The organism is Pasteuria penetrans, assembly GCF_900538055.1.
GTDB lineage: Bacteria > Bacillota > Bacilli > Thermoactinomycetales > Thermoactinomycetaceae > Pasteuria > Pasteuria penetrans.
Genome location: NZ_UZAC03000001.1, coordinates 1,871,072 through 1,896,898, shown reverse-complemented (window position 1 = coordinate 1,896,898; position 25,827 = coordinate 1,871,072). Strand labels below are relative to the sequence as shown.

General features: G+C 49.8%; 18 protein-coding genes. 4 read left to right on the top strand and 14 right to left on the bottom strand.

The genetic code is table 11. The features are described from left to right. Positions 1-49: 49 nt before the first annotated feature. From ribF to PPRES148_RS13020, 9 genes are all read right to left on the bottom strand, one after another. A complete protein-coding gene (gene ribF / locus PPRES148_RS07665; protein WP_149453937.1) occupies positions 50-1,069 on the bottom strand; it encodes a riboflavin biosynthesis protein RibF in 1,020 nt (339 codons plus the stop codon). Beyond that, positions 1,063-1,980, bottom strand: a complete 918-nt coding sequence (truB, locus tag PPRES148_RS07660; RefSeq protein WP_149453936.1) for a tRNA pseudouridine(55) synthase TruB — start codon at positions 1,978-1,980, stop codon at positions 1,063-1,065. The genes ribF and truB overlap by 7 nt, the downstream gene beginning before the upstream one ends. Next, entirely contained in the window at positions 1,977-3,014 is a 1,038-nt protein-coding gene (locus PPRES148_RS07655) for a DHH family phosphoesterase (RefSeq protein WP_187820833.1), read from the bottom strand. The genes truB and PPRES148_RS07655 overlap by 4 nt, the downstream gene beginning before the upstream one ends. A gap of 59 nt (positions 3,015-3,073) precedes the next feature. Next, positions 3,074-3,454 (bottom strand): 30S ribosome-binding factor RbfA, encoded by a 381-nt coding sequence (rbfA, locus tag PPRES148_RS07650; RefSeq protein WP_149453934.1) that lies wholly within the window; start codon positions 3,452-3,454, stop codon positions 3,074-3,076. Between the two features lie 27 nt (positions 3,455-3,481). Further along, entirely contained in the window at positions 3,482-5,527 is a 2,046-nt protein-coding gene (gene infB, locus PPRES148_RS07645) for a translation initiation factor IF-2 (RefSeq protein ID WP_149453933.1), read from the bottom strand. A 137-nt stretch (positions 5,528-5,664) separates the two neighbouring features. Further along, positions 5,665-6,018: a L7Ae/L30e/S12e/Gadd45 family ribosomal protein gene (locus PPRES148_RS07640; protein WP_246142970.1), complete on the bottom strand. Its 354-nt coding sequence runs from the start codon at positions 6,016-6,018 to the stop codon at positions 5,665-5,667. Between the two features lie 79 nt (positions 6,019-6,097). Continuing rightward, positions 6,098-6,367, bottom strand: a complete 270-nt coding sequence (gene rnpM, locus PPRES148_RS07635; protein ID WP_149453931.1) for an RNase P modulator RnpM — start codon at positions 6,365-6,367, stop codon at positions 6,098-6,100. Next, a complete protein-coding gene (gene nusA, locus PPRES148_RS07630; protein ID WP_149453930.1) occupies positions 6,364-7,632 on the bottom strand; it encodes a transcription termination factor NusA in 1,269 nt (422 codons plus the stop codon). The genes rnpM and nusA overlap by 4 nt, the downstream gene beginning before the upstream one ends. A 1,160-nt stretch (positions 7,633-8,792) precedes the next feature. Then, a complete protein-coding gene (locus PPRES148_RS13020) occupies positions 8,793-12,332 on the bottom strand; it encodes a beta strand repeat-containing protein (protein WP_149453929.1) in 3,540 nt (1,179 codons plus the stop codon). A gap of 2,144 nt (positions 12,333-14,476) precedes the next feature. Here PPRES148_RS13020 and PPRES148_RS07620 point away from each other — a divergent pair. The 3 genes from PPRES148_RS07620 (at position 14,477) to PPRES148_RS07610 (ending at position 17,836) form a co-directional block, all read left to right on the top strand. After that, positions 14,477-14,995 carry a hypothetical protein gene (locus PPRES148_RS07620; protein WP_149453928.1) on the top strand — a complete coding sequence of 173 codons (519 nt, stop codon included), beginning with the start codon at positions 14,477-14,479 and terminating at the stop codon, positions 14,993-14,995. A 66-nt stretch (positions 14,996-15,061) separates the two neighbouring features. Then, positions 15,062-16,585 (top strand): AAA family ATPase, encoded by a 1,524-nt coding sequence (locus PPRES148_RS07615; RefSeq protein WP_223128003.1) that lies wholly within the window; start codon positions 15,062-15,064, stop codon positions 16,583-16,585. A 66-nt stretch (positions 16,586-16,651) separates the two neighbouring features. Beyond that, on the top strand, positions 16,652-17,836 hold the full coding sequence (locus tag PPRES148_RS07610; protein ID WP_149453927.1) for a pyridoxal phosphate-dependent aminotransferase: 1,185 nt from the start codon (positions 16,652-16,654) through the stop codon (positions 17,834-17,836). Between the two features lie 499 nt (positions 17,837-18,335). On the opposite strand, the gene PPRES148_RS07605 is transcribed toward PPRES148_RS07610, so the two are convergent. The 3 genes from PPRES148_RS07605 to PPRES148_RS07595 all read right to left on the bottom strand — a co-directional run bounded on the left by PPRES148_RS07605 (position 18,336) and on the right by PPRES148_RS07595 (position 20,425). Then, the gene (locus tag PPRES148_RS07605; RefSeq protein WP_149453926.1) at positions 18,336-19,121 is read right to left on the bottom strand and encodes an IS607 family transposase; all 786 of its coding nucleotides are present in this window, start codon (positions 19,119-19,121) and stop codon (positions 18,336-18,338) included. Positions 19,122-19,232: 111 nt separating this feature from the next. Further along, on the bottom strand, positions 19,233-19,709 hold the full coding sequence (locus PPRES148_RS07600) for a hypothetical protein (RefSeq protein WP_149453925.1): 477 nt from the start codon (positions 19,707-19,709) through the stop codon (positions 19,233-19,235). 44 nt (positions 19,710-19,753) lie between these two features. Further along, on the bottom strand, positions 19,754-20,425 hold the full coding sequence (locus tag PPRES148_RS07595) for a hypothetical protein (RefSeq protein WP_149453924.1): 672 nt from the start codon (positions 20,423-20,425) through the stop codon (positions 19,754-19,756). 158 nt (positions 20,426-20,583) lie between these two features. Here PPRES148_RS07595 and PPRES148_RS07590 point away from each other — a divergent pair, with 158 nt between their 5' ends. Next, positions 20,584-20,877, top strand: coding sequence for a hypothetical protein (locus PPRES148_RS07590; RefSeq protein ID WP_149453923.1), 294 nt, complete (start codon positions 20,584-20,586; stop codon positions 20,875-20,877). 23 nt (positions 20,878-20,900) lie between these two features. Here PPRES148_RS07590 and PPRES148_RS07585 read toward each other — a convergent pair whose 3' ends face one another. Both PPRES148_RS07585 and PPRES148_RS07580 read right to left on the bottom strand, forming a co-directional pair. Next, a complete protein-coding gene (locus PPRES148_RS07585; protein WP_187820830.1) occupies positions 20,901-23,177 on the bottom strand; it encodes an ATP-binding protein in 2,277 nt (758 codons plus the stop codon). A gap of 18 nt (positions 23,178-23,195) precedes the next feature. Beyond that, complete coding sequence (locus PPRES148_RS07580; RefSeq protein WP_149453921.1) at positions 23,196-24,386, bottom strand: metallophosphoesterase family protein; 1,191 nt, start codon at positions 24,384-24,386, stop codon at positions 23,196-23,198. Positions 24,387-25,827: the final 1,441 nt, after the last annotated feature.

Below are 25,827 nucleotides of genomic sequence, written 5' to 3'. Positions count from 1 at the left end.
CTAAAAAAACGTGTCCCCACCACTATACTACCCCCGGCAAGAACCACGATCATCGCTGATTCTTCCGATGCCCCGCACGCCGATCATCACACGCTGCAGCCATTGTACGATACTCCGTCGGCAGATGCAAACCAGGGAAACGACCCAAAATCGACCTGGTACACCGTATATCCTCTTCAATTTGCTGCATCAAATCACTTGATGAAGGAAAGGTATGAATAGGCCGTAAAAAGCCAACGAATTCCACCCGTAGTCTCTCACCGTATAAATTACCGGAAAACCCTACTATGTGAACCTCCAAACGCCTCTGCGAACCAGAAAATGTCGGTTGTGGACCACAGTGCAGCACCCCGGGCCAGCGCCCCCCCCTATAACCAACAAGAACAGCATAAACCCCATGGGCTGGCCATTGAAAGGGCAGTTCCATCTCCAAATTAGCAGTGGGAAAACCCAACAAACGACCACGTTGCTCCCCACGCACAACGAGACCCTCCAGGACATAGAAACGCCCTAGCAATCGTCTCGCCGCAGCCACCCTCCCCTGGGATAACAAACAACGAAGTCGCGTGCTGCTCGTAACATAACCCTGTTGACAAACAGGGGGCACTATAGTTACAGGTACCTTCCCCGCCAATCCCTTCACCAGATCCCCTACCCCACCCGATCGTTTTCGACCAAAACTAAAATTAAAACCTACCGCAACCCCAGTCAGGGGAAAACGCAAGAGAACATCCCGGATGAAATCCTTAGGTTCCAAGGAAGCAAGAAATCGATCAAAACGGAAGGCATACACACGGTTCACTCCGTGGTCCAGCAGCCGATGAACTTTTTCCGGCAGGGGGGTCAAAAAATGGGGATCCCTCCCTGATTGTAAAATGGACCAAGGTGGGGGCTCAAAGGTCAAGGCAACAGGAAGGGAACCTGGGAAACGATGACTTAAGGCAACGGAAGCCTGAAGAACACCCACATGCCCACGATGAACACCATCGAACGTCCCGAGTGCCAAACTCATGGGTGGCAGGCCTTCTATCCTTTGTTCCTCTACGGGATAGGACCAATGACTCAGCATGACGCAAAAACCTTCTCCGGCAAAGCAAAACCATCAGCACCTGCTCGATACAAAGCACAGAAATCGCCATCCTCCGTATATACGCGTACTGGAGTCGCCAACAGATCCCCCTCCCAAACTAGTGGCCACCCCGCCAGAAGCCTAGCTTTATCTTCCGAGGCAATTTTCACACTAGGAAAAAAAGTCAATACCTGACCCAAGGGAAAAATAATTTCCGCCCAATTCCCCTCAGCAGATACCCTTTCCAGTGTATGCAGGGTATGAGCATCCGCCAGAGAAAACCAGCCACTCCGCGTACGACGAAGGAAGGAAACATGGGCCGGAACCCCAAGTTTCCCCCCCATATCCCTGGCTAGACTACGAATATAAGTCCCTGGGCCACAAGTAATCCCCATCCGCGCCTCAGGAAAAAGTCCTGTATGAAATCTTTGCAGGGTTAGGGAGAAAATATGTACCTTACGAGTCGGCGGGGTAGTTGATTTGTCCCCTTGTCGTGCCAACATATGCAGGCGCTTCCCACCTACGCGAACAGCAGAATAATGGGGTACCTGTTGTTCGATCTCCCCCTGAAAGTGGGACAATACGTCCTCCACAGCAGCAGAATTCACATAGGGACAGACATGCCAATCCACTATTTTTCCAACGGCATCATCCGTATCGGTACCCACACCGAAACGAAAGACACTCTCATACTCCTTTTCCCCCATCTGCAGATAGGTAACCAACCGCGTAGCCTGTCCAACGCATAGAACCAACAACCCTTCCGCATCTGGATCAAGCGTACCTGTATGTCCAATCCTCGTCTCACCCAGCAAACGACGTACTCGCGCCACCATATCATGTGAGGTGCATCCCCGAGGCTTAGATAGCAACAAAACGCCATGGTACCCGGAGGACCGTCCCCTCCTCATTCGCACGCCCCCCCCTGCAGGGCATCCTGTGCAGCATTCAGTACCGCTGACCTGATCTCCTCAAGGGAACCCGTACATTGAAAACCTGAGGCACGATCATGTCCACCGCCACCCCAACGGACTGCCAACTGACCCACATGGACATGGGAACGGGAACGGAAATGGACGTGTATTTTCTTTTCAATTTCTACATGGAATAATATAGACAATTCCACTCCAACCAGGTTGCGCAATCTCGCAACAATTCCCTCTACGTCATCCACCCCGGCCCGACAATCCTTCCGATCAAGGGGCAAGATCTGTACCCAGGCAATGCGACCACCACAGGCAAGCTGAAAGGTAGACAATGCACGACCCAGTAATCGTAACTGGGGTTCCGTAACAGCATCCAACAGAGCCTCTGACAATCGGGCGGTTGACACACCCAGCTCACGAAGTTCCGCAGCCAAACGGAATGCCGAGGGGGTCGCATTGGGATACCGTAATCCTCCCGTATCCGTGATCAATCCCGCGTAAAGAGCCGCTAAAAAATCCGGTTCCCACAACTCCTTGCTCCCACTACCCCGCTGCTGACAACGCAGGTAGCGCCACCATTCTGCCAGCAAAAACGTGGTAGAGGGCGCCGTTGAATCTACTAAATCAAAGGTGCCAAAACGGGTATTGGTGGGGTGATGATCAATGTTGACAATAACCGGATGGGGAGACAACAGACGCGCACAGTCCCCAATACGTTCCACGTCTGCACAGTCCACCAAAACAGCGGCAGAAAACTTTGTATCAGGGGATAAATCATCTATATGATCAATGGAATGGGTACCCGGAATTGCCATCATAAGCCGTTTGGGTAGGACCGAGGCACTGACAAGTACCACATCGCAACACAACCAACGCAACAAATAACCTGCCGCTAATAGGGACCCAACCGCATCACCATCAGGGCGAACATGAGAAACAACCAAAATGGGGCCAGAAGACCATTGCCGAGCCCATAGTGTCAACTTCTCCCACAATGGGGCATATGCCTCTGAATCCAACAGAATTCTCTCCCCTTTAGTCCGGCCCTGCCCCGGAGAGGAGGGTAACAAATCCATCATCATGACTCTTCTTTGGACGCCATGGACGACGGGGAGGTGGATTCAATATCAGCCAACAATGTTCCGATGTGTTCACTGTATGACAACGATACATCGAGGACAAACTCCAGCTCCGGCGTGTAGCGTACCGAAAGACGCCGGCCTACCTCCGTACGCAGAAAACCCTTGGCCTTAACCAAACCGGCCAATGCCTCAGCCTGTTTCTCTGCTGATCCCATCACACTCACATAAACCTTGGCAATCTGCAGATCACCACTCATTTCAACGGCTGTGACCGTTACAAAACCAATTCTAGGATCCTTGACAGAACGATGCAACAAATGACCCAGTTCCTTTTTGATCAGTTCACCCAAGCGTTGCCCACGCACCTGCGCCGCCATTGTAACACTCCTATCTAGCCCATCGAACTAAGTACGCGGTACTTCTTCAATCACAAAGGCCTCGATAATGTCACCCTCCTGTACGTCCTGGTAACCCTCAACTGACAACCCACATTCGTGCCCCTTGAAGGCCTCCTTTACATCGTCCTTATAACGACGAAGGGTACCCACATGACCCTCATAAACGACAACCCCATCACGAACAATCCGTACCCGGCTTCCGCGGGAAATTTTCCCTTCCAATACATAGGACCCCGCTATGGTACCCAACTTAGGAATACGAAAGATCTTTCGTACGGACAAGGTGCCCAAAACTTGCTCCCTAAATTCAGGCCCCAACATACCCCGCATCGCCTGTTCAATCTCGGCGACAGCATCATAAATCACACGATGTAAACGAAGATCCACTCGTTCACGCCCTGCTATGGCGGATGCGTTTGATTCTGGACGGACATTAAAACCCATAACGATGGCGTTGGAAGCAGAAGCCAACAGAATATCGGATTCTGTAATCGCACCTACCCCCGCATGGATGACACGCACACTCACACCCTCTACCACCAATTTCGAGAGGGCCTCCTGCATAGCCTCCGTCGATCCCTTTACATCCGCCTTAATGATAACGGCCAATTCCTTGATCTCGCCCTCCTGAATTCGTTCAAAAAGATCATCCAACGTTACCCGTGAACGGGTGGAACGGGAGGCTTCACGTTGTCTCAGGAGACGTTTGGCAGCTAAAATGCGCCCCCTTTTCTCGTCCGCAAACACAAGGAAGGGATCCCCCGCACCGGGAACATCCGGTATACCGAGGATTTCCACAGGTGTAGAAGGCAAAGCAGAATGAACACGTTGACCACAGTCATTGATCATAGCGCGAATCTTGCCAAAGTAACTTCCTACGACAACCCCATCCCCTATCCTCAGGGTACCACTCTGAACAAGAACGGTGGCTACCGGCCCCCGGCCCCTTTCCAATTTGGCATCGATAACAACACCACTCGCCGCCTTTCCAGGATCAACCTTCAATTCCTGCATCTCGGAGAGTAATAAAATCATCTCTAATAATTCGTCGATGCCCAATTTCTTTTTAGCAGAAACGGGAACAAAGATCGTATCCCCACCCCACGCCTCAGAAACAAGACCATGCTCAGCCAGCTGCCGTTGAATCTGATCAGGTTTGGCCTCGGGTTTATCAATCTTGTTGACAGCCACAATGATGGGAACATTGGCCGCCCTTGCGTGGTTGATGGCCTCCACTGTCTGAGGCATCACACCATCATCAGCAGCTACTACCAACACCGTAATATCAGTTACCTTGGACCCACGGGCCCTCATTGTCGTGAAAGCAGCATGACCTGGCGTATCGAGGAAGGTAATTTTCTTATCGCGAAATTCTACCTGGTAGGCCCCGATATGCTGTGTAATACCGCCTGATTCCAATTCAGCCACCCTCGTGTGCCGTATGCAGTCCAGTAGTGTAGTCTTACCATGATCCACGTGACCCATAATGGTTACTACAGGTGGTCGCGATACCACTCTGTCAGGATCGTCCGGCGTCTCCAATGCCCCGAGGTCCGTCTCATCGACAGCAGGCTGATGAACCAATTCAACCTGGAAACTATCGGCAATGACGGCCATAGTCTCCACATCGATTTCCTGGTTGATCGTAGCCATGATCCCCGCCTCAAGCAGATGCTTGATTACCTCCGCAGCTTCCCGTCGCAAAAGTTTAGCAAAGTTTCCCGCAGTCAGGGGCCCGGATACAACGAGTCTCTTTGGCAATACGGGGGGTTGTTTATGAGCCAGGTGGCTCTTATAACCGCGCGCAGCACGTCCTCGATGACCACCCCGTGACCTGCCACCTCCACGTGTGGGGTGCCCCCCGCCGGACCGCCTCCCGTGCGATCCACCTACATGACCGGAACGTCTATTAGCATGGGAACCAGCTGACATAGAGGAACCACTGAAACGTCCCCCCCCTGAATTAGGATGACTAGATGAATTTACCAATCGGGCATTCTCCTCTCCCACGCGGAAAAAACGAACATTTTCAAGACACCACTTCCTCCGCATTCACTACTCAAATGATCCATATAAATCCAAATCCCCATCCTCTACACTGGGAAGGAGACATCTTTAAACTATAATTTAACCTTTTCCACAACGTACGTAACTTGAATTCAAGAAAATTCGTGTAAAATTATCCCCCATCACGAGCCTGTAGAGGGACCCATGATTTTACCTATGGCCACCGCAAAACCGGAATCCGTAATAGCTATCACAGACCGTGGTGAACCCCCAACCGCCTTCCCTAGGGCTTCCTTACTTCCCCATGAATACCAAGATATCCCCCGCCGCTCGCAAGCTGAAACAAGCCGCTGCACATTTCCACGGGACGCATCCCCTGCCAAAATCACAAGGTAAATTTGCTGCCGAGTCCCCGATGATGAAAGAACCCGTAAAACAGCATCATAACCCTCTACCAACTGTCCCGCTCGCCTAACCAGCCCAATCCATTGATACAGCCTATCCCCCACCCCTACTATAGTAACACTTTTCCTCATCACACACCGGACCCCCGTTTCATACAAACGGGGTCCCCGAATGGTGGATAGGATCGCAGGGGAGAAGACGCAGACCCCATCACTGTTTCACCTGTGAACGCAGTTCAGCATAAACCGCAGCGGGCACCGAAACACGCAGAGCCCTTTCCAAGGCACGCCGCTTCTCCGCACGATCAATACAATCCAAAGTCGGGCACACGTAGGCACCACGACCCGGTGCTTTTCCTGTAGGATCCCAATAGACCTTACGTGCCGGAGTGCGCACCACCCGCAATAACTCCCCCCTAGTGAGAAAATCACGTGTAGCCACGCAGCAACGCAACCCTATTTTTTGGGGGGGAGATTTCACGACTCCCCCCTCCCCTTTGAACGTGACGCGAGGGAAAAGGCCACAGGGGGTGTTAGAGAGGGCTTATGATTGGAAGAATCCCACTTGTCCCCCTTCAAACCCACGCTAGGGAAGGAATCATCCCCCCCGTCATCCAACGACTCTGGTGAATGGCTACTACAGGAAAAAGCCACGGATGACTGCCCCTCGTCTCCCTCACGGGGGACATCCACCACAATTGCGGATGTGTCAGGACTGTTTTCGGCCTTGATGTCGATTCTCCAGTTGGTCAACTTGGCCGCCAACCGGGCATTCTGCCCCTCTTTTCCAATAGCCAAGGAAAGTTGGTGATCAGGAACAAGAACACGGGCCGTACGGGCCCCCTCCGAAATCTCCACGGAAACCGTCTCCGCCGGACTCAACGCATTGGAAATCCAGGTATTCAAATCCTCCGACCAACGCACAATGTCAATCTTTTCTCCATGTAGTTCGTTGACAATAGTTCGGACACGCGCCCCACCCTGTCCTACACAAGCACCCACGGGATCCACATCGGAACAGAGGGAATGTACAGCCACCTTGGAACGATGCCCTGGTTCACGTACCACCGAACGAACCGTTACCAACCCCTCAGCAATCTCCGGAACCTCTAGCTCGAATAAACGCCGCAGAAGTCCGGGATGGGTACGCGATAAGAATATTTGTGGCCCCTTGGTGGACTTTTCCACACGAGTTACAAAAACTTTTACCCTCTCACCGTGGCGAAACCGTTCACCAGGTATCATCTCAGAATGGGGGAGGAGAGCTTCAATTCGTCCCAAATCGGTATAGTAGTAACGGGGATCCACGCGCTGGATCACGCCGGTGACAACATCATCAACCCTCCCCGCAAAATCCTGATAAATGAGGCTACGCTCCGCCTCCCGCAACCGCTGGGTAACCACTTGCTTGGCCGTTTGTGCCGCTATACGACCAAAATCAGCTGGAGTAACCTCAACCTCCACGGTATCACCCAACTGTAAGTCACCATCTGTCTTCCGGGCCTGCTCCAGGGTCATCTCCAACTGGGGATCACACAGGGAACCTTCCTCCACAACGTCCTTGCAGGCCAAAACACGCACCCTACCCGTTCTGCGATCGATATCCACCCTGACGTTTTGTGCAGAGTGAAAATTACGCTTGTATCCCGAAATCAGGGCAGCCTCAATGGCATCGATCAGTACATCTTTGCTGATCCCCTTTTCCCTTTCTAACTGGAGTAACGCTTCCATAAATTCTGCATTCAACCGTTCCATTCCTCCTCAATTTTTACGAAACACGGTCCCCAACATTTGGTGACATTTCACAAGACATGACCCCATGTCCATATCCCTCATTTTCTATCGGAATCCCTTTCCATCCGCCGCCCAAAGTACGGATACCCACCAGGCATCCAACTCGAAACCGTATGAGCAACCCAACCGACTCTCCTAGGCCTTCCCCCACTCATTACGCACCCCAATACCCCCTGTGACCCATAAACATGGCGCCCAAGGGAAATACCAGGAAAAGCAAAGAGTGGGCATCGGCCCACTCCCTGGCTAGCAACGGAAAAATTGTTCCCTCATGAACCCTGATCGCACACAGGACTACGTAAGGGGGCACCACCACCGCACACTACACGATATCGAGTCTATTTTATCACCTGCCAAAATCAGTACGCAAGCCATTTTTATCCCGCAAAGAAAATTGCGAAGTAGGGCGGGAAATCCCGGGAATCATTTTCCCCAAATCAAGGGGATATCCCCCTGATTACGATATGGTGATTCGCATCATAATTTTCCCGTAGCCAAAAAATATCATCCAAGCACCATAAACCCTCCCCTCCGATCTTTCCATCCCATAACTCTAATCGACTCCCCAGCGGACAATACTGGGTGTGGTATCCAAAGTTTCCAGCAAAACTCCTGAATCTACGGGAACCTATTCGAATTTTTCAATCGAGTGTATCTATGTTTATAACCAATAATATCTATCATGTATATTGGTTAGCAAAGTAAGTACGTTGTTATTGTATGATGGTAAGCATAAAGCTAAGGGTAGGGCGTGTCTAGATAACCACTGCCAGGATGCTATCCATACCTCTGACCGGACACCCATGAAATGCACCACGCTACCCAATCAAAGGGAGAAGAATTGATTTCTAACCTTTATATTCATAAAATAATAAATATATTATAGTAATTCATATTCAAGGAGAATCATAGTTATAGCTTGGTATATCTTTTGTAAAATCCTCAGGGAGGGCCCCCGAGGATTTTGCGTATACTACGGACTATAAATTGTAAAAATTACTAAAATTACACGAAGGGGAACAAGTATATTCCCGGAACAACAAGGGAGCCTATATATAAAATTAATTAAATGTTAAAATAAATTATCAAAAATTACGTATCATTTACTATCATCAACTCAATTTCACTACACTTATATCAATGCTGAACAGGGTAATAGAGGCCATACTACTGTTAATAGCACAAAAAACCTGTGAGGCCTCCCCTGGGCATGAGGACGTATTCACGATCAACGAGCTAGTTATGAGATCCGTCTTACCCGGAGCAGTTGAACTAACAAGGCTCCCTGGTACTAAGACCTCATTCAATTGATAGGTCAGGGTGAGTAAATCGTGAGGCTGGGGGGTCCCCTTTAACTCCGTAATGACAAGATACTGTTGACAGGATTGCAAGTAAATGCAAGGAGGTACAAGACTTATAGATGTTCCATGCATGGAAATTACAATGTTAATGGGAATTGTTGAAGCGGGTGGAATGGATAGCCCTCCGCAGAAGAGACTTTCAAATTGGGCATTATCACGAGTAGTTGTAGGACCCGTTGCCCCTGTCGTTCCCACTGACCCTGTGGAACCCGTTGCCCCTCGTTCTCCAGTTGGTCCCGTGGACCCCTGTGGTCCTGTTGTCCCTGTTGCCCCTGTTGGACCTGTTGCTCCTGTTGCCCCCGTTGCCCCTATGGGACCCGGGGGCCCGCCGGAAGGACCTGTTGGACCCTGTGGCCCTGTGGAACCCGTAACACCGGAACCTGTTGCCCCTGTTGCCCCTGTTGCCCCTGTTGCCCCTGTTGCTCCTGTGAGAGCCGTGGTACCCAGGACACAACAACAACAGCAACAAACTGGCCCCTGAGGACCTGTCGGCCCTTGTGGACCCGTGGCACCTGTAGTACCTGTGACCCCTGTGTTACCCGTGGTACCAAGACCCGTTGCCCCTGTTGGACCTGTGGCACCCGTGACACCAAGACCCGTTGCTCCTGTTGGACCTGTGGCACCCGTGACACCAAGACCCGTTGCCCCTGTGGGACCTGTGGAACCCGTGACACCAAGACCCGTTGCCCCTGTGGGACCTGTGGCACCCGTGACACCAAGACCCGTTGCTCCTGTTGGACCTGTGGCACCCGTGACACCAAGACCCGTTGCTCCTGTGGGACCTGTGGCACCCGTGACACCAAGACCCGTTGCTCCTGTTGGACCTGTGGAACCCGTGACACCAAGACCCGTTGCCCCTGTGGGACCTGTGGCACCCGTGACACCAAGACCCGTTGCCCCTGTGGGACCTGTGGCACCCGTAACACCAAGACCCGTTGCTCCTGTGGGACCTGTGGCACCCGTGACACCAAGACCCGTTGCTCCTGTGGGACCTGTGGCACCCGTGACACCAAGACCCGTTGCTCCTGTTGGACCTGTGGCACCCGTGGCACCCGTGGCACCCGTGGCACCCGTGGCACCCGTGGCACCCGTGGCACCCGTGGCACCCGTGGCACCAAAACCTGTTGCTCCTGTTGGACCTGTGGCACCCGTGACACCAAGACCCGTTGCCCCTGTGGGACCTGTGGCACCCGTAACACCAAGACCCGTTGCCCCTGTTGGACCTGTGGCACCCGTGACACCAAGACCCGTTGCCCCTGTGGGACCTGTGGCACCAAAACCTGTTGCTCCTGTGGGACCTGTGTTACCCGTGACACCAAAACCCGTTGCTCCTGTGGGACCTGTGGCACCCGTAACACCAAGACCCGTTGCCCCTGTTGGACCTGTGGCACCCGTGACACCAAGACCCGTTGCCCCTGTGGGACCTGTGGCACCAAAACCTGTTGCTCCTGTGGGACCTGTGTTACCCGTGACACCAAAACCCGTTGCTCCTGTGGGACCTGTGGCACCCGTGACACCAAGACCCGTTGCTCCTGTGAGACCTGTGGCACCCGTGACACCAAGACCCGTTGCTCCTGTGGGACCTGTGGCACCCGTGACACCAAGACCCGTTACTCCCGTGGCACCAAGACCCGTTGCTCCTGTGGGACCTGTGGCACCCGTGGCACCCGTGGCACCCGTGGCACCAAAACCCGTTGCTCCTGTGGGACCTGTGGCACCCGTGGCACCAAGACCCGTTGCTCCTGTGGGACCTGTGGCACCCGTGGTACCAAGACCCGTTGCTCCTGTGGGACCTGTGGCACCCGTGACACCAAGACCCGTTGCTCCTGTGGGACCTGTGGCACCCGTGACACCAAGACCCGTTACTCCCGTGGCACCAAGACCCGTTGCTCCTGTGGGACCTGTGGCACCCGTAGCACCCGTGGCACCCGTGGCACCAAAACCCGTTGCTCCTGTGGGACCTGTGGCACCCGTGGCACCCGTGGCACCAAAACCCGTTGCTCCTGTGGGACCTGTGGCACCCGTGGCACCCGTGGCACCCGTGGCACCCGTGGCACCCGTGGCACCCGTGGCACCCGTGGCACCAAAACCCGTTGCTCCCGTGGGACCTGTGGCACCCGTGACACCAAAACCTGTTGCTCCTGTGGGACCTGTGTTACCCGTGACACCAAGACCCGTTGCTCCCGTGGGACCCGTGGCACCCGTGGCACCAAAACCCGTTGCTCCTGTGGGACCTGTGGCACCCGTGGCACCCGTGACACCAAAACCCGTTGCTCCTGTGGGACCTGTGGCACCCGTGACACCAAGACCCGTTGCTCCTGTGGGACCTGTGGAACCCGTGGTACCAGGACCCGTTGCTCCTGTGAGACCTGTAGGACCTGTAGGACCTGTAGAACCTGTAGGGCCCGGGATACAGCAACAACAACAGCAACCAGCCGGACCTTGAGGTCCCGTTGGTCCCTGTGGCCCCGTAGCACCAAAACCCGTTGCCCCCGTGGGGCCCGTGGCACCAAAACCCGTTGCCCCTGTAGGGCCCGTAGAACCCGTGTTAGAACTCGCAGGTCCTGTGGGACCTGTAGGACCCGTACGACCTGTGGAACCTGTAGGACCCGTGCGACCTGTAGGACCCGTACGACCTGTGGAACCTGTAGAACCCGTACGACCTGTGGAACCTGTAGAACCCGTACGACCTGTGGAACCTGTAGGACCCGTACGACCCGTGGAACCCGTAGAACCCGTACGACCTGTGGAACCTGTAGGACCCGTACGACCTGTGGAACCTGTAGAACCCGTACGACCTGTAAAACCCGTACGACCTGTAGGACCTGTAGGACCTGTAGGACCTGTAGGACCTGTAGGACCCGTACGACCTGTAGAACCCGTACGACCTGTAGGACCTGTAGGACCCGTACGACCTGTAGAACCCGTACGACCTGTAGGACCTGTAGGACCTGTAGGACCGGTTACCCTACATTTGCAACGGTTACATAGACAACAATCGCAACAATGGTTATTGTCAAATTCTTCACAATGGTCATTGTCAAATTCTTCATATTGGTTATTGTCGCATTTTTCACAATTGCGATATAAAGTGGTTCGGCTAGAATTATGGTGATTGTGTTGATCTCTGTAATCACTATTTATATAAACTGATTTTCTACCAATCCAATGTTTTACGAAACGATTGCCCTCCGATCTTCTGGGGGAGGGAGTATGGGTGATTGTATTTCGTATTTTTCCATTGTTTTTATAGTGGATACAACCCGAATTCCTACCGATCCAATGTTTCATAAAATGATTATCCTCCAATCCTCCAAGAGAAAATGTATGGAAGATTATGTTCTGTTTTTTTCTATTATTCATATGATTATATGAGTGTATATTGTTTATGGACCCCATCTGATGCCCATAGGAGTTAGAAATTGGGTCCGAATGGGAGACAAATGGCAACATCTCGTTGTGGGTATGAATTCTTGAATGAAATTTTCAGAGGGATTTTCCTCCATCTTGGAACTTCCCTAATGGATTCATATGTAAAATATTTTTATCTTATTAAAAAATATAAGAATGCTTGGACTCTAACCCTTTTTTCTTTTTTTATGTATTTATACTAACTATTGATTCTACCCTGATTTGTCTAAAATGAAAAAAATTCCTGTTATTTTCCCCATATCCCCCTCTTTTCTCTTTATCCATAAAATATAAAAATTCACGGGTATAGAGGGGGATATGAACTCATGCCCCGCAATACCCGTGTCGCTTCACCAGCTCTTATTTGCGAAAAAAATGGGGAACTACCCTCTAGAGCGTTTACCATAGTTGCAAAAATTAGGAATATCAATCGAGCAAGCTGTCCAAATCATTGTATATATAGTCCTGTACGATACGATAAAAACTTCTTCAGGGGGTTTGAATGTGAATTGGCTAGCTAGGGAAAAGATGAATAAGGGGTGGAAAAGCTGATCAAAGAAACAATGGGGGACCCCACAAAATCATCAGGAATGGCTACAAAAAAATGTACACTAGATACCCATAGGGGACAACATCCAAACGGGTGTGCGCATTTCCCAAAGGGATTCTTGCTTTATTCCAGTATTCAGCACGAAATCAGCAAATAACAGTCAAGTAGGGCCTACCCTCTCAGCTAACCCCCTCATAGAACCACACATGTACTACTCTCGCATCATACGGTCCTTATGACCCATAAGATCAAGATTCATCCGACTGAACGCCAATGTGCAAACACCCCCCTCTGCTAGCTTTTCCCCATCCCCTTCCGAGTCCCTTATACTTTCGTTTCGCCCATTTCCTCCGTCTGTTGTCTACTAGGTATTGTGGGGCTCTTACAACCCTAAACAAACGGATGAAAGACGCCATACAATTTCCCGGTCTATTCCATTCGTGTCCGTATGACGGGGCTTGGAAAGTGGGCTCCCAATAGGGTCGTCTATTCTTGACGACGTTCTAAGCAATTTTAACTATACTACGGTAGGAATTCCGAGTGGTCTTTTGCTTGCTCTCAGGCTTTGGAATATCCACTCATTTGACCTCAGGGAGGGAGAAACCTGCACACATTTGATTCCCGATTGTTCTTTTAGATTGTCTTGCCATTCTGCCATCATCAGCCTATTCATCTCCGCCCCTCCGCTCTTTTTTTGGACCTAGCGCTACACTAGCAATACCTCTATTTTCTGTATACTGTGCCCGGCGGGAGTGGTTGCATCCCAAATTTGAAATGCAACCACCAAAGAATGAGTAAAAAAGGACAAGAATTTGTTACCATTTTTGAAAAATCAGGATAGAATCAATAGTTAGTAAATACATAAAAAAGGGGGGAAATAGGATCAGGACCCCAACATACTTTTTTATATTTTAATAAAATAAAATATTGTATATGGGTAATATTCCCGCGAAGGGACGAAGATTAGAACTAAAAACCCCCCCGGGAGAATGCACATACACCCGTTCGAATGCTGCCTAGAACCCGTTCCGCCATTGCACCGTTGGATTTTGATCTCAACAATAAATGTACACTAGTGAAAGGGACATGTAAAAAAAGCCAATCCCCACTTTATAGAGGGAAATAGTATAAGTACCGATTGTCGAGAACGGTCTTGTAAATTCCTATAAACCGATGTGTCGATCCTTCAATATCTTTAAGTTTCCCTGATCGTATATTGATATTTTCGTTGTATATTTACGATATGAGGTTTTAATTTCCTCCTTTCGCTCCTTTTAAATTATATAATTTTATGTTACTGTTTAACATAATATCATAAAAGGGTTCTGAATACGCGGTTGTCACATATCTCCCCTCATACCCCTCGGATTCTCTCTCCATCGAACCATTGGATTGATTGTTCCATTCCCTAATGCACCCTTATTCTCTGTATGGTGCCCAAATTTAATTCATAGAAGAGAGGGGGAACAACCCCGTGAACAGAACCAATTGGATATTGAGCGCATTATTCACTTTTGGTTCCCTGGTGGGGGGGTTTTACCTCCATCAGAATTCCAGCATAAGGCAACCAGTGCAAGAAACAATCCATAACATGCCCGATCTACAAATTAAGGATTTGAGTATATCCCCACGGGAATTGAAGATATCATTATATACGGGATCGGGGTTCTCCCTATGGTCCGACTATCCTTCATTAGAATCCCGACTTCAGGAGATAGCTAGAGAACGTAAAATTAGAATTCAGTTGCTAGATCTTCATTCGACCCGATCGTTACAAACTGCGTGGGAAAGTCTAAAATTTCCCCTGTATGGGGCTATAGAGCAACATCAATGGGCCGATCTACCCAAACTCGTCCAACAGTATGCCTATGATCTCGGATCTCGATGCGAAGTAAGATTGATGGGAGACAAATTATTAGTAGCCCTACGAGAACCCAATGGGAATCATTCCATCTATCGTGAAATTCATTTGTATAAAAAGCACGATAACTAGGTTGGGTGGATACCCCCCCCCCCCTCAGTAGGGGAAGCCAGGAACCGTGGAAAGGGGTGGTAGAATATGTTCCTGATTGAGCTGATTATGGCATTCCGTAGTATAATAGCCGGGGCGGTGATCGCAACTTTGGGCTTTGTTGGTTTTTGGACGGATACCTCCTGGCCCCTCGTGATTGCTGGCGCTGGGGTTATCTGGCTGTTATTGGTTTCCTCCACCAGGGAATCGGGACCTTCTGGGTCCCGGGAAATAGGGAACATTGTGGAGGGGTCAAAGAATATAGAAATCCCCTCCGTTTCCTTTGATGATATTGCGGGTCACAGGAGGGCTAAACAAGAACTACAGGAAGCAGTGGAATTTCTATCGCCACAGTCTTCTTTAGAGGAATATGGTATCCGCCCACTTAAAGGTATCCTACTCACCGGTCCCCCCGGTACGGGCAAAACAATGTTGGCCAGGGCGGTGGCCCATAGAACCCGCTCCTACTTCCTATCCATGAGTGGTAGCCAGTTCGTAGAGAAATATGCGGGCATTGGAGCCGGACGAGTGCGCCAGCTTTTTCAAAGAGCAAGGTCACTGGCCAGGAAGAAAAACAGGGGTGCGGTTATTTTCATTGACGAGATTGACGCCATAGGTGGTAAGCGTAGCAGTGGCGAAAGTCGAGAGTATGATCAAACCCTTAACCAATTGCTAACGGAAATGGATGGCGTTACAGGGGATCAAAATGCTAAAATTCTCATAGTAGCCGCCACGAACTACAGGGAGATTCTAGATGAGGCATTGTTACGCCCTGGCCGTTTCGATCGTCAAGTGGCTGTTCAATTACCAGATCAGAGGGCCCGCGAGGAGATCCTACGACTGCATATGCGTGGCAAACCCATTCATTCCGGGGTAGATGTACCATCTTTAGCACGAGGTACCTTCGGTTTTTCGGGGGCGCAGCTGGAGAGTTTGGCGAACGAAGCCGCTGTTTATGCCATGCGGGGAGAGACAGAACATATTGAGCAGCAACATTTTGCTATGGCTCTCGATAAAGTGATGATGGGTGAGCGTACAGATCGAAAAGTAACCCTAGAGGAAAAGCGCCGTGTAGCCGTTCATGAGTTAGGGCACGCTCTGATGTCGGAAACCATTTCGCCGGGGTCGGTTGCACATATATCCCTGCAATCAAGGGATCGTGCGTTGGGATATGTACATCGGAAACAGGCCTCACAAGATTGTTGTCTATTAACGGAGCAAAAGTTACGGGAAAATCTAGAGGTTATTATGGCGGGTCCCGGGGCGGAAGAATTGGTATTTGGACAAACCAGTACGGGTACCAAGGGCGATTATGAGCAGGCCTGTGAAATAGCACGGGAGATTATCATGGCAGGCTGGTCGGGGTTGGGTGTCGTGGATCCGAGTCTGGTAACCAAGGAAGAACTGCACACCGAGGTTCAGGGGATATTGGAAAAAACCTCCATGACCGTTGCTCGTAAACTTGCTCCTATGCAGCCCTGTTTAGAACATTGTCTACCCCATTTGCTGCAGGAGGAAAGTGTAGATGGAAAAACTTTTCGCCGTCACCTGTTGAAATATACAGCTTCCTGAGGTGGGTGGATCCTTGGTTGTGCTTTTATCTGTTTTGCAAAAGGGATGGATGGAGTGTGATAGAGAGTGGTGCAATTATCACAACGGGCTTTACAGTTGATGCCGTCGCCCACCCTGGCCATTTCGGCACAGGCCAAGGAAATGCGTATGAGAGGGGAGGATGTTATCAACATGGGGGCCGGGGAGCTAGATCTGTCCCCCCCCTCCCATGTTGCAGAAGCTGTGCAGCAAGCCCTAGCAACGGGGCATACCACCTATACGTCTGCGGCTGGTATTCTCCCCCTACGAGAAGCTGTTATGGCCGATTTGAAGCAGGGATGGCAAGTAGAGTACAGTTTCGATGAAATTGCGGTTATGGTGGGTGCCAAGCAGGCATTATACAATGTCTTTCAGGTTTTATTGGATCTGGGAGACGAAGTAGTGGTTCCAGCTCCCTATTGGGTTAGCTATGTAGAACAAATCAAACTAGCAGGCGGTGTACCCATTATCCTCTCCACTAAGATAGAGGACCGTTTTCTACTGGATCCCGATGATTTGCAACAATGCATCACCCCCCGCACCAAGGTCCTAGTACTCAACACGCCAGGCAATCCCACGGGTGTTGTTTACCCTCAGAAACGACTGGCCGCCCTAACAGAAATATGTTTGAAACATGGAATATGGATAATATCCGATGAAATTTATTCTAGACTCATACATGCCAGCGGTGTAAAACATACAAGCCCCCTGCATATGGATAGGGAAGTAGCGGATCGAACCATTTGGATTCATGGGGTTTCCAAAACATATGCAATGACGGGTTATCGAATTGGATTTGCCGCCGGTAACAGGGACGTCATTCAGGCTATGGTTCGCCTATCAAGCCAGAGTACTTCCAATCCTACCTCGATTGCCCAATATGCCGCTCTGGCAGCCCTTACCGGACCCCAGGATAGTGTAGTAAAGACAAAAAAGATACTGGCAGATCGTTGTCAACGTGTACAAGCATCCTTGACAGATCTTCCTCATATTTCCTCTCTTCATCCGGATGGGGCTTTTTATGTTTTTCTCAATGTAGCATCTTGTTTGCACCCGGGTGAAGATGACTTCGATTTTGCAAAACGATTACTCTTTACCGAAAAAATTGCTGCGGTCCCTGGCACGGCCTTCGGTAAGCCCGGGTATCTCCGTCTCTCGTATGCATTGGATGATCGTTCGTTGCAAAAAGCCCTGGCCCGCCTACGACATGCTCTGAAATTATCAGTTCATTGATTTTAGAATCCTTTTTCTCAGGAACAAATTTTCAAGATCGTTCTGATTTTTCTACAACCCTCGGAACAACAACAACAACGTTGAATACCTGTCCCCTTCAGGGACAGGTATTTTCATTTATTTATAAAAATTTTGTGTACCCCGGTTGCCCCCTTCCATTGCCCCCCCAAAAAGGGGGATATAGGGCCAAGACCTCAACATACATTTATATTATAATATAATTATTTTAAATATAAATACAGAGGTAGATCTCCAAATTCGCTGACAATAAACACAGGATCAGCAACATTCTTGACATATAATTCAAATTGAATATATATAAAAACAAGCAACATGAATGAGATATAATTATTAATAAAATACTATATAAACTTTATTTCAATAAAAATGTACCCCTTTGTCCTTAGCCACCCTCCCACGCTAGGAAACCCCATAATGGTATTTTTTACCATTATGGGGCATAGCGATACCTTCCGATGGCCTTATGGACATACGGTAGTTACCCATCATTTTGTACAATTCTGGATAAGGCCTCCCTCGCCGAGGGGGAAGGGCAAGGTTTGATAATGGCTTCATACAAGGATTCTGCTCCCTGAACCTGGTTCATATTCTTTTCATGAAATCCCATCTTATGATTCAAATCTATATACAAATGCCCATTCATCCCAAAAACCCTACATACCTCCCGTAATAGTATCCCATGCAACCATTTCTTTTCATCACACATCCCCTTCAAACGATCCCCAATTTCGCGCAGGATACGAATAAAATCACCGACAAATTCCTCATCCGTGGAAAACCAATCATCGTGAAGTATCACGACCTCCGTACCATGACGCTCACAAAAACCATGAAACCAGGAAAATCCATATCGCAAAGCCCGGTCACGATGGACCAATATGAGTCGACACACCTCCCCCCTTTCGATTGCCAACATCAAATCTCCAAAAAGGGGTCGTTTCCAATCCATTGCACTCCCAAACTCGGAGATCCAATCATGGATCCACCACCCTCTCATTGCACAGAACGAACGAATTCTCTCTTTCTGTGCCTGTAACTCCAACACGCCCTTGCGATGGGCCACACGGAGATAAGCTATCGTTTTTCCTTCTCCCGGTCTTGTAGCCGCACCCGTATATTGTAGATACTGTTGGTGCGTATAATAACGGCGATTGGTAGGCGATCGGTGGGCCTTCAAAACACCGCTGCGATCCCAACGCTGCAGGGTGGCCACCGAAACACCCAATAGCTTGGCCATTCTGGCCGGCGTATAATGTGTTCCCATGGAATTACTTTAACACAACTTCATTAAATATTTAACAAATTTTACCAAAAACAAGGGAATACCCAGCAATCCAGGGAAATGGTGCCAGGTACCCACTTGAATTCCCCTATATCAGCGGCGAAAAATTTGTGAATAACGGCGTTGAGAACGCTGTACTGCCTTTCGAATCCTCGAATCTCTCTCCCTCGGATAACGGTTTTTCCTATTCTTTCCATTGGAGGGGGAGAGACCCCCATCAGATATGGGAACCTCGGAAACTGGTTTCCCTATCCCAGCAAACACAGCCTCTAGCATGGCAATCGTCGAACTCTCAGTACTTCCCCCATCGATATCCCTTGGTAAGGGAGCGGAGGAGACTGGCATAAAGAACCAGCCTCTACTCACACAAAAACGGTACCTCTCCCCCGCCTCCCAATTGGATTCCTTCATCATAGAAGCGGGCATCCGCAACACAATATCATTACTTTCATGACACTCCACACGTACGACCACATCGCCCCATTTCCCCGATGTTTCATGCTCCCCCCTCTTTGAACTTCCTTGACGTTTCCTTCTCTCTCGCCCCAATTCTCCTTGCCCCCTGTCCATGAACCCATTCCTCCTATACTATGTACATTCATCCAATATAACCACTAAAATTTTCCTAGCCAGTCATCCAAAGGGCGTTTCCCCTTTCTTTCCATACGGGCCGCCACACGAGAGGGGGTACGTGATCTAGTACCAGAACCGCGGGGCCCCTTTATCACATCCCGGATTGTTGCACTATCAGCAGAAAATCCATCATTCCTTTGCAAGGACGACTCCCCCAACTCATCCCGAAACGACAACCCCTCTGTCTCCTCACTCTCAACCGGACGGTGATGTTCAGACTGAAACCCCTCCCCCTTCTCATGCCCCCGAATGGACCGTTCTCCCTCCTCCCCCACGGGGCGTTTCGATCCGTATTTTTGCCAACGATGGCGATGCATCCAATGTAAATGAAATATAATATAGGCCCAAAAACATGCATCAATAAAAAGAACAATGGAATTAATTTTTTCCATTCCCTTGAAGCTATACCATAAAAAAACTGCAGCGATCGGGACACTCATATAGGCCCCCCATGTAAGGGAGAAGATAAGAACACGGAATACCCTCCGGAGATATTCACGCAGGGAAAAAGGTGTGTCGCTTGCAACCTCACGTACTAGAATCCAGAGTAACCCCAACATCCACAACACAAGGGAAAATAGAAAAATCTTGGCGAATCCAGCGACTACATAATCCGCACCCATAGAAATCTTTTTCCAGAGATCTGAAAACACCGAAATCCCTCCCCCCACTCTCTATGTGAGTATACAGGGCACTGACCCCATCCTACCATGCCGCAGTAAATTCGTATACATCTTGTATAAGAAAGGACGACAAAGTGTATCCTTGCAACAAAACAAAGTTCATTGAAACCGAGGAGGTTCTGTTCATCATGCATTTTCTCAATGCTATGCCCAATCCTACCGACCCCCCCTCTGTGGGGGATCCGCGTCCTCACGGAAAATCCGTCCATTCCACCGCAGATGCCTATGATGCCGCGATGACGGAGGCGAACGAAAAACCAAGAAAAAGGGGGAAGAAGGGGGAGGATGAAAGAGAAAACCAGGAAGTTAGAAAATCCATCCAGAAAACCTTCCAGCAGACGGGTAAACCCACAATGGACAAAACCCATCCCCAACAAGATATGGATTGGGATCAAGATCCGGATCACCGGAGGTTATTCTAGCTCCCATAGCCAGAGATTCCCCATCACAACAAGCAATGGTAGGTTATGCCATGTTGATCCAACCCGTCCTGTTCCCGCCTTTGGCAGGAAGCCAATAGGATCTGATGGTTCAATGCACATTCTCCTAACAGCGTCAAAACCCTCTGCAGGCGCCATTCATCATAATGTGCCAAGGAATCATCCAGAAATAGAGGTAGGGAGATCCCCATCCTATCCCTCCAAAAACACAGGAAGGCAAAACGTAAGGACAACCAAACTTGGTCCAGGGTACCCACACTCAGAAGTTCCTCCGGAACCCAACGCCCTGTGGATTGCAAACGAACCTGACTAGCAAACCCCCTTTGGGCGTCCATCCTCCACCCCGTATAACGTTGTGAAGTAATCTTTCCCAACCATTCTCTCGCATAAGGAACCAACGACTGTGCTACGTCAGGTTGTTCCCTCTTAGCCACATCTTGCAGGGTTTCGAGCGCAATTTGTAAAGCCCGGTGCTCCCGTAGCAATGCCTGTAGATGATCCCTGGCCCTAGACCACTCTGCAAACACCTGCGGCAAAGCCTCCGTTGTTTGTATTCGTACGGATAAATCACCCTCTAACCGGGCCCCCTGCCAAACCCAATACCGCTCCTTAGCCTTCGCCATAGACAGGAGATTACGTACTATAGACTCCCGCATTGGGGAGGGGGGATCCATTCCTATGCACGATAATGGCAAGGAGTTACCCCTTCCCCCCCTCTCGGGTTCTTGCTGTTCCCAATGGATTGCCTGAGTACGGAGATCCTGCCAAACATGAGGATCCTCACCGTATGAAGCGGTTAAAGTTCGTAATTCCAACTCAGCTTCCTGCTTCTGATACAATGCCTGATCCAAAGCCACACTGAAGTAATGCCATTCCTCTGCTAAATTATGCAGTTGTACATTGTCCTCTATCCCCCAACGCTGCACAAAAACTTTTTCCTCCGTCCTCAACTGTTCCTGCCCCTGTTGACACACCAATAATTCCTCACGATAGCGGCGCAAGGACCTTCGCAAACCCACCATTCCACCTAAGAGGAGAAGCAGGATGGGAAACACACGAACCCAGTAGGATGATGCAGGACCAGAGGATGGGAACTCGAGAAAGAACAATATCGTACCGCATATGGCCAGAAAAAATAACCCGAAAAGCCAACGGTTTCTCACCCCCCTCCTAACTTCCTCCCAATGGTTTTTCCTTTCCTGGAATTCACATCGAGCTTGACGGATATGATCCCAACGTATCCTATCCTCATGAAGCATGCGCGTCCTGGTTGTCCATTGTTCCCGTTCGTTTTCCTGCAACGTGCCCGAGAACACACGGGGAAAGGGGCAGGTGGATAGAATCTCCTGAATCCGTTGCTCCGCCTGTAGAAACTGACGGCGTTTTTCCTGTAAATTACAATACAATGATTCATCCAGGAAGGGATCTGGTTTGTCAGCCAACCACCGCACCCGTTGCTCCTTTTCCGTCCTAATCCCCCTTGCCTTCTGGGCAAAAAACTCGATTTTCTCTTCCATTTTTTTTCGCTGAAAGGTAGCAGCCTGACAGGCACTCTTCACCTGTGCTAGTTCTTTCTGCCTTACGATCCAACCATGTCGGCTCCCCTGTAACGCCTCCAACCGATCCCGTATGTCCTTTTCCTGTGCATACGCATGCCCCAGAGGTTTTTTGGGGGATGCTACCGTTCCTAAAGCCTGATAACTCGACTTTAGCTTCTGCAGAACAGATTCGACATTTTCCGTGCCCAACAATTGGGAAAATTGCTGAATCAACGACAAACTACCCTGCGCGTACCATCTGCGCTGGGTTGTGGATCCCCGTCCCCCCCGTGAATCCATACTAGTGGTCCAAAGGGCCATATTAGCAAAGGCTTCGGGGGAGAGACCAATCTGTTCATCCAGTACGTAGCGTACCGTGCGGGCGCGCTTCGAAAACTGCTGCGTAATTTCCGTACCCGTGGTAGAATCCTCAACCTGTACTGTACCCAATGCCAGATCCCTTGTAATTCGATATCTATGACCGCGAACACAATAGGCAACAGAGCCGCCATACTGGCTAGCAGACTGCCACGGTTGATCCCCCTCTAACCAGAACATCCTACTGGACCGTTTAGCCCCTGTGCCCAACCACTGACCACCATACAGAAGGGTGAACAAGGCACGAAACAGGGTTGATTTACCGGCCTCGTTGGGGAGAACAAGAAGGTTGATACCTGGCTTCAAATCCCATCTCCGATCAATCCAGGTGCCAAAACCGCACAAATCGATATGTTCAATCCGCACAGGCCCCACCCCATTCCTTTATGTAGGGGGAAAGAATGCACGCAGCCCAACCTGAAGGGCTTGTTCTAAACAATTCTTCTCCTCCTCATTGGACGCCATCTGCAATTTCCTTTGTATTTCGATTACAAATTGCGCCGCGGGGCCCCCTCGACCTACCACTGTCTGAGGATCTATTACCGGTTGCGTACCGTCCTCTATTCTTACGCGTGCCCATCCCCTCGCCCGCAGGGTATTCAATCCACCCTCTATATCCAACGGGATCTGTATGGGGCCCACGAGACGCAGCAAATGATAATCCATTGGATCCATACATTCCAGGACTTCTATCATCTTCTGTTCCAGCTCCCCATGGGTTACAGGACCTGTCCAATCAATAGTGTGCTGATGGTGTGAACATCTGGAAACAACCGGATAGGTCAACCGTAAACCTAGGGGGCTCAGGTGACCCAAGGTTACCGTACGCTGACCTGTTTCGCTATATGTGTGTCCCTCGGGCGATCCCGGATAACGGAGGATGGTCCCCGCAGGGTTGGTTAATTCCCGTTGCCATGGCCGATGAACATGCCCTAGAGCCACATAATGAAAGGAAGAGGTCGCTAGCTCTCCAAGGGAGAGGGGAAAATATACACTGCCTGCATTGGATGACGTTATGTCCGCATGAACCAGGAGGAAACGCCATTTCGCTCCCCCAGCCTCACCGTCCCCTATTCGTGGGGGCAGGGGGGCTATGGGTTCATGGATATCTGAAAATCCCCGACCATAAATGATCAGATCATGACTAGCAAAATAACGATAGTCCCAATCAGAGCCAAAAATATGAACATTAGCAGGCCATATCACCTGCCGGTATGGGCTATCGGGAAGCAAGGGATCATGGTTGCCAGGAGAGATCAAAACCTGGGCAGACAACGAACCCAACCGGTCTACCAACCAATGCAAATCCCGCGCCGGTAAGCAACCGTGTTCGATGATATCCCCAGCCAATAAAAGCCAATCGATAGATTCCCTTTCTACCATGTCCAGGATGTACGCTTGTGTTTGCCTGTGTTCCTTATAACGTTGATCCACAACATCCGCATCCCCCAAAGCTTGGGAGGGAAGTCGACCCATGTGCCAGTCAGCCGTATGTAGAAATTTTCCACTCATACTACCACCCACAATGCCCCCTTCTGAACCTCTGGCCAATTCGTAGTACACAATGAATTTCAATATTCAAACAATTACCTCCAGGATCTCCGGGACAAGGGCGCTCTACACAATCCAGAAGATGCACCGTTTTTCTGTGATGTAGAGCAACAAACTTTTTCGGTAGAAACTCTCAATAGGGTAGCAGGGACCCTAATCTAAAATGAGTGGAAAAAGGCTAACCTTTAAAAACTATGCAGGGATAATCGATACTAAAGTAAAAATATCCTTTATATAACAAATCCCCTCATAGGAATGGGAATGTAATCCCCTACCTGCCCTCCCACCCAGAAACGCTGAATCCCATGGGCAGAATCCCTCTCCATCATCCTTTTATCCTGGAGAATTGTGCAGCACCGGTTGCATGGATACGATATCGACAACATCGTAAATTCATGTTTCAAACTACGACAGGAATAGACAACCAGTGTTGGTACAAATGGGTACAAACGATGAGGACGGCGATCGCCGCTGTCCCCACCACGTCATCTTTTACTCCCCGATATCCATCAAACCAACTTTCAAGCCAACTTTTTGTTTTTAAAATGGAATATAAAGACACAAGTCGGGAAACGCTTTTTTACACCATCGCCCTATCTGTCTTTTCACAACAGGCACCATACTAGACTGTAACCTTTTTCTTCTCCTGTTTGATGTTGATATGGAAATGTTGCATCAACACGAATATCTACCCAATCCACAGACAACCCTAACCAAGCCTCAGATTCCAGCTAGGCAGAAAATCGACGGATGCCGAAACCATCCCACGCAGTGCACTGCTATCCTGTACGGTCAGAAGATGAAATTCGCACTAAACGTGATCGTTTTCGTTACCCCATGTCCTGCCACATTCGTGGGCCCCTCCCCAGATATTGATCGAGGGTATTCAAGACTGAGGGAACATTTAAGTGGCTCTGACGCACTCTCTCTAGAAAACCCAACGTTGTAGCTCAACAGGAGGGCTTCACCCACCATCGGGGAAAGGAGACACGAGCCACGATCAGGGTATTATGGGATAATAATAGAACCCCTACGATTTTTCATCGGACAACGCATCCTTATCCAGCAACCCCCTCGCCTGTAAGAACATTATAATGGTGTTACTGTAGGAAGTAAATATGGGAAGAAAGTTCGAGAGGAAATGCGGGAGAAATGTAGGCTCCTGTTATAATAAGTCCGAATAGCATAGAAGTGTTGGGTTCGGTTCTGTGTGTCTGTTGTGTTCTATGAGAGATGAAAGGCATTCGGAAATCGGCAGGTGGTACGTGTGTCAAGAAGTCGTTCAAGGGATGGAGGTTGCTCGGCCCTTCGTAACCGGCTGATAGGTAGCAGGTTACAAACCGCCTAGTTACTGCTTGTGAGCGATCCAGGAAAAGGGGGCCTCCGTACTTTAATGGTTACGGAACCAGGAGGACCTAGGACGATCCTATTTTTTATAGTTCATAATAAAAAAGACAACGGAAAG